Annotated in this window: 8 protein-coding genes; 7 read left to right on the top strand and 1 reads right to left on the bottom strand. The window is 44.5% G+C overall.

Annotated elements, in window-relative coordinates; all coding sequences use genetic code 11:
• The 6 genes from KNO94_RS13805 to KNO94_RS13780 all read left to right on the top strand — a co-directional run.
• Positions 1 to 298: V-type ATPase subunit a family protein (locus KNO94_RS13805; protein WP_214780642.1), on the top strand; the 298-nt coding region annotated here is incomplete at its 5' end.
• A gap of 192 nt (positions 299 to 490) precedes the next feature.
• On the top strand, positions 491 to 742 hold the full coding sequence (locus tag KNO94_RS13800; protein WP_214780640.1) for a hypothetical protein: 252 nt from the start codon (positions 491 to 493) through the stop codon (positions 740 to 742).
• Positions 735 to 1,889, top strand: a complete 1,155-nt coding sequence (gene mobP2 / locus KNO94_RS13795) for a MobP2 family relaxase (protein WP_214780638.1) — start codon at positions 735 to 737, stop codon at positions 1,887 to 1,889. The genes KNO94_RS13800 and mobP2 overlap by 8 nt, the downstream gene beginning before the upstream one ends.
• Before the next feature lie 9 nt (positions 1,890 to 1,898).
• On the top strand, positions 1,899 to 2,348 hold the full coding sequence (locus KNO94_RS13790; protein WP_214780636.1) for a hypothetical protein: 450 nt from the start codon (positions 1,899 to 1,901) through the stop codon (positions 2,346 to 2,348).
• Between the two features lie 5 nt (positions 2,349 to 2,353).
• Positions 2,354 to 2,641 carry a hypothetical protein gene (locus tag KNO94_RS13785; protein ID WP_214780634.1) on the top strand — a complete coding sequence of 96 codons (288 nt, stop codon included), beginning with the start codon at positions 2,354 to 2,356 and terminating at the stop codon, positions 2,639 to 2,641.
• A 4-nt stretch (positions 2,642 to 2,645) separates the two neighbouring features.
• Entirely contained in the window at positions 2,646 to 4,076 is a 1,431-nt protein-coding gene (locus KNO94_RS13780; protein ID WP_214780632.1) for an ArdC-like ssDNA-binding domain-containing protein, read from the top strand.
• 69 nt (positions 4,077 to 4,145) lie between these two features.
• Here the strand turns inward: KNO94_RS13780 and KNO94_RS13775 are convergent, their stop codons facing one another.
• Positions 4,146 to 4,919 (bottom strand): hypothetical protein, encoded by a 774-nt coding sequence (locus tag KNO94_RS13775; protein ID WP_214780631.1) that lies wholly within the window; start codon positions 4,917 to 4,919, stop codon positions 4,146 to 4,148.
• A 430-nt stretch (positions 4,920 to 5,349) separates the two neighbouring features.
• On the opposite strand from KNO94_RS13775, the gene KNO94_RS13770 reads away from it, so the two are divergent.
• Positions 5,350 to 6,438 carry a hypothetical protein gene (locus KNO94_RS13770; RefSeq protein WP_214780628.1) on the top strand — a complete coding sequence of 363 codons (1,089 nt, stop codon included), beginning with the start codon at positions 5,350 to 5,352 and terminating at the stop codon, positions 6,436 to 6,438.
• The last annotated feature ends 44 nt before the right edge of the window (positions 6,439 to 6,482 follow it).

Below are 6,482 nucleotides of genomic sequence, written 5' to 3'. Positions count from 1 at the left end.
GAGACTATTCGTCGAGGACGAGATCACGGAGACAGAGCAACAATTAGAAAAAGCGCAACAATCAGTCGAAGCGCAGCGACAACAAATCAAGCGACTCGACCGCGACAAAGAGGAGCTCGAAGGCGAACTCCCTTACCTCTCGCTCGACGAACAGGTCGAACGGGAGAACGAGATCTTCGACCTCGGCCGGAAGCGTGACGAGCTCACACTCGAACTCGAAAAACTCGAACAGTCGGTCGAAGCGCTCGAAGAAAAGCACGACAAACTGCACGTGCGGCTCCGGGAACTGTCGATTTAAGTGGCACATTTCGTGCCAAATCGCTGATTTTACTGGCACATTTCGTGCCATTCTCGGGCTTTTGGTGATATCACGGAAACCCCAGGCTCTGCCTGGGCTATCACGACAAGTGATAGCAGTTTCCCCTTATGCTCTTTGAACGTATTTTTAGGACATTGGCAATATACAGCCTCTAGGAAGGTGGTCAGACAGATGGATCTATTACTCCGCGATATCGACCCCGTCATCGTAAAGCAAATTGATGAATGGGCGAAAGAACATAACCGCTCCCGACAGCAATATTTGAAAGAACTGCTCGCCTCCTGGTGCGCGAACGGCATCCAATCGACGCAGGTCGAACGGCTCGAACGACAGCTCGAGGCGAACACGCTATACCTGAAACGGAGCACGGACGAACTCGCCGCGGTGACCCGGTTGTTGAACGAGGTGATGCAGGATGCGTGAGACGCCGGGCGTCGTCATCAAGTCGAAGTTCAAGGTGCCGGGCACAAAAAAGAAGTCGCGTCGCTACACGACGTACCTCGACTACATCAATCGACCGGACGCGAAAGACAGTCGCGAACAGTTCGAGACGTATCACGACTATATGGAAGACGAGATGAAGTCGAGCGGTCTGTTCACACGCGAGGACGACCGATTGAATGACGAAAAGCGTCGCGTCGTCCGCAACATCTTCAAGCACGCGCAAGAGAAAGGGAGCATCCTCTGGCAGGACGTCATCTCATTCGATAACACCTGGCTACGCGAGACCGGTGTGCTCCACGATGACCTCGTCGACGAGAAACGATTGATCCAGGCGACACGGAACGCGGTCGAGGCGATGCTCCAAAAAGAAAAGATGGTCCATGCCTACTGGACCGGTGCCGTGCATTACAACACCGATAATATCCACGTGCATGTCGCCATCGTCGAGACGAGCCACATGCGCGAGCGCGGCAAACGCAAACCAAAATCGATCGAGCTGATGAAGTCGAAGGTCATCTATTCCCTCGCCGACCGGACGAAAGAACAGGAGAAACTGAATGCGTTCATAAGAGACGAACTGGTCGCCCATAAACGGAACCGGAAGATTCCAACGCTCCCGAACCGTGTCCTGCATCCTGACCTCGTTCGCCAGTTCAAGGACATCTATGAACGCTTGCCGGAAGACAAACGTCAATGGCGCTACAACATGAACGGGATGCAGCCGCTCCGTGAATCGCTCGATCGTCTGACCGACCTTTATATCGACATTCACTTCAAATCAGAGTTTCAAGCCTTCAATGAGCGGCTCGAGCAGGAGGTGTCGTTCCATCGTCGCAGCTACGGCGACGCGGAGAAGGCCGAGCGTTACCGAACGACAAAACGACAGGACCTCTACACCCGGATGGGGAATGCCATCCTCTCCGAGATGCGCGACTTGTCAAAAGAACAAACGATAGTTGAGAAAAATGGAGCCCCAAAACATCCGGTCAGACGCGCATTCAAACAACAAAAAATATTCAACGAATCACTCTACCGGATTGAGCGGCATATGAACGACGAGTTCGAACACTTGAAAAATCAACGCGCTTTCGAACAGCTGGAGCGGGACATCGAATATGGAAAGTGAGTGAGGACGATGGAAGAGTTGAGACAGATCCGTCTCCGGTTAAAACCGGAGACGGTCGCATATTTGGAAGAGTTCGCCGACGGCAAACGCTTCGGTCACCTCGGTCAGGTCATCGACCATATTGCAGACGAACATAGACAACTAGCCGACGAGAAGTGGGACATGCAGTTCCTCACCCGCTCGGTCAGCAAACAGGTCTCTCATCATATCGAGGAGTTGATGAACGAGCACGTGTCGACGGAACTCGAGCGGATCCGTCTCGCCACGAACCGCTCCGACCGCCACGGTCAGATCCTGACAGAGCTCCTGCAGGCGCTGATGCAGACGGAGGGCATCGAGGACATCATGACGACGGATCAGTTCAAGCCGACGTTCCTCGCGACGGCGGAACGTGTCGTCCAGGAACGCATCGAACACCAAAAACAGAAGAAGGACACACTAATTTTTGAGAGAGGATGAATTCTATGCGACCACTTGAACGTCCCTTTACGATGGGACAACTGTTGACGCTTCGATTCGATACCGTCACGATCCTCATCTATGGAAAACGGTACGACATCCCGGTGTCCGTTTCCGAGCACAAACTTTTGACCGCCATCGCGCAAGACGAGATCGTCTTGCTTCCCGTCAATTTCGAGCGGACACAGCTGTTACTCGACATCCCGGAAACGTCGCCACACCTCGAGCGTGAACTGAACGATTTTGCGGATAGTGATGAATCTGTCACCGACTTGTTGAAGGAAGGAGTCTGACACGATGGCCAAGATGAAGACGAACGAAGAACGGAGAGCCGAGCTCGAGGCCTTGACCGAACAGATGGGAAAACAAATTGACAGCTACTTCGAGAGCCCAGAAAAAATTCGAGAACATCTACAGTTCCTCGGCAAGTTCCATCAATATTCGATGCGGAACGCGATCTTGATCGAGTCCCAGTTCCCCGGCGCAGTCGCGGTCGGCTCTTATCCGTTCTGGGAGAAGCAAGGCGCACAGGTACAAAAAGGTGAGCGTGGCATCAAAGTATTCGTCCCAAGTCCGGTGACGTACGCCCAGCACAAAGATGAATGGGTACCGCTCAACAAGGCACCGAAGCCGATCAAAGACGGCGTGAAACAAGGACGCATCCCGTCACGCAAGATGATGTACTTCAAGATCGGTCACGTGTTCGAGTACACGCAGACCAACGCACGCGAGAAAGGGATTGAGGTCTCGGACATCTTCAAACGGTATCACCGGGACGGCGGGCTCGAGAACGAACAAGACATCCGTGACGCCTTGACGACGCTCGCGGATGCCCGGAATGTGACGCTATTGGAGGAACCGCTCGACGAGATCGGAACGGCGAAGGGTTGTTACTATCCGGAGCTACATGCGATTGCCTTGAACCCGCGGAACACATCGATTGAGGACATCAGCGTCCTAATCCACGAGCTCACCCATGCGGAGTTGCACAATCAGGAACGGAATTTTGAGCGAGAGCAACCGCTCACAGCACCCGAGAAGGAGTTCCAAGCCGAGATGGTCGCCTACGTCGTCTCACATCAACTCGGTTTCCCGACGGATGACTTTTCGCTCTCCTATTTGGCCGGTTGGACGAAAGACAAGGAGCTCCTCGACAAGGAACAATTGTTGCAGGAGGTCCACCAGACATCCGCGACTTTTATCGACCATATCGAGTCACACTTAGAAAAGGTGCACACCTTGGAGCAACAGAAGGAGCAGACGCCACTCGAATACCTCGAGCAAATGAACCACCGCATGAACTGGAAAGACATTGACCTTACTCTCTCTGAGCGAATAAATTCCGTGCAAAGCGTCTTTCCCGAGGAGATTGAGAACTACCTGAACGCAAAAGCGACCCTCGAGACGAATCTGAAGGTGGATCGCGTCGAGGAGCCACTCATGTATATTCATGGTATGGGTCTCGGGTTTCAACAGTTCGGCATCGCCAATAATCATGACTTCAGTGAAAATCAGCTTGTAGCTTACACACTAGCACTGCCAAATCATCCGTTGATAAGCGGATATTTCGAGCCTGAAAAAACCGTACATCCATTACATGACCTTGAAAGAAACAAACGACTGGGGAAAACGTTTATCAAATCGATTGAAGAGCGTTGGTATGAAGTTTTGATTAAAGATAAGAAAGAAACAATTAATGACATAAAGGTAAACCATTTATTGAAATGATATTTGATGTGAGATGATTTTTAAGAATTATTGTGTAATCGTCTCGCATCATCATTTAATTTCAAACCCTTACATATCATCAAAATACTTCAGTAATTCGCAGATTTTCCCACCTAATTTTTGCATATCATTACTAAGCTCTTCAATAGAAAACGTGGCATTTGAAATATCAATGTCTATATTAAATTCATTCCCGGTCATGAGAAAACCTGAATGAAGTAAAATATCAATATCAAACAATATTTCTCTTAAATCATCCGGAAGAATGACAGAATACTTAAGTAAAAAAGTATCGATTTCATTTAAACTTTCTCTTTTCAAGTACCAAGTAAAGTTTTGCATATCTACTAATTGTTCTTGAGCTAATTCATCTATGTGGTAAGCCGACGCACCAGGGTTAACCCTTAAAGTTTTTACATCCTTTTTATAGAAGTCTTTATCAACGTAATCGGAAATATTTTCACTAATATTCTCAATTCGACTGATAAGAACTTTTAAACTATCATCGCCTGTTGGCGATGAGTGAGGTTCTTTCGAAATGTAATTTACGTATCTCTTACCTAAATTTAACGAAAGTTTTCGATACTTTAATTTCAGCATCTTATATGCAGTGGTCTTCATTTGTTTTTTCTCGTTACTTTTTAGGAGGGATGAAATCAAGTATGAGACGATAAAAATAAACAAACAATCTATAATAATATTAGGAATTAAAGACAACCAAAAGTCTTTGTGAAATCCTGAAAAAGAGTATTGGAACATAAGCGCAAATATTACTAATACTATAAGCATCACAAAGATGACAACGTGCTCTTTATTTTTTCTTAATTTCCTTAAATAATTCAAAATAACCCTCCTAAAGATTAATAATTTGTAAGACAAATGAATTTTTTGACGTATATTTATTATAATCAGTTATTTGTTGAATAGCTTCTAAATACCAAAGATGACCAAACAAAAAAACAATTATGGTATGCCTAGATGGAGAACATTAAAGAAATGAGGTTGCGTAAGCCACTCGCAATAAATGAGACGTACAAATCAGTTATGATTTTGAAGACGGCTCAGAATCAAGGGAATGCGCCTCAATTAAAAAAAACCTCACAAGATCTGAGGGAATATATTTATTTCCTGCCATGCCGTATCGCACATCCTGGATCATATCAACTTTTGCAAAATATAGGGCTATAAAGGAAGCAGTTATTGACTTACCAATGAATCAAATGTGAAAAAAGAAAAGTTGACAAATATACTAAAAATACTGAGGGCGGTAATCATGAACCCATTGTTATTAAATAAGAATGTGCATAAAATACTAATATCTTCCTCATCACGATTTACAGGTGAGTTTCATTCAGAGGGTGTTTGTTTAGACTTATGTTTTCCTCCTAGTCATTCTAGAATGTTTCATACCATAAACGAACACCCAACAAATAGAACTTTTATTGCTGCCTCTTTAATATACGAACATGACGGAGGTATGATACTCCCTGATTTGTCAGAGTATGGTGATTTGTTTTGTTCTTTGCTATCCGTATTGTTCGGTAAAGAATTCAAATCACATGGGCTTTTAGAGTCTAATGGTAATTTTCGGTTACCTGCCATTGAAACTGCCTTTAACTCTTATTACAAAAATCCTCAGTACAATTATAATTCAAGAGTAGATTTAGATATTCCACTTGATTTAGGGAAATTCGAACTATTGCTTCCTCTTTTAGAAGACCATAAAGACAATTTAGAATTATTTAATTTTCAACAAATCATTCTTGCAGCATCACAACTCTACAATCGTTCTTTAAGTATTTATTTAGAAGAAAAAGAACTCGCCTTTCTAGACTTAATTACCTGCGGGGAAATATTATCCAACCTGCATTCGGTAAACTACTCTGACGAGTTGCTTTTTGATTCACAATTACTAACTAATTTCGAGAAAATCTCTAGTCTGGAAGGTGGAGATCGTATTGTACGAGATCTAAAAAAGAGACTTTTTCAAGTGAAAAGAAAATTCACTTACAGTCTTCAAGAACTTTTAGACGATACTTTTTTTGTAAAAACGGAAAGTTCAAGCCCGGATATCGAAGCCTCAAAGCTGTCAAAAGATAATATTGAAGTTACCCTTAAATCCGCTTATGACTTAAGAAGTAATTATGTACACTCAGGGGTTAAATTTGGAGCTTACTTGGAATCTCGTTCAAATTCTCATTATGAACGAAATATGTTTCTATTCTCACAGGATAATCCTTCTTTAACTAAGATTCTTCAGAATGCTCCCACATTTTTAGGTCTTGAAAGAATTTTACGATTCGCTCTTTTAAAAACAATTCATCGCTACGGTATATTTATTAGCGATGAGCTAAATGAATAAATTAATTCAATAGATATCTTTTAAAAATGTTCTTATTATCAAAT

Origin of the sequence: Exiguobacterium sp. s22, assembly GCF_018617455.1 — a bacterium.
Taxonomy (GTDB): Bacteria; Bacillota; Bacilli; order Exiguobacteriales; family Exiguobacteriaceae; genus Exiguobacterium.
The sequence above is the reverse complement of the archived record's forward strand: the minus strand, read 5'-3'. Positions and strand labels throughout refer to the sequence as shown.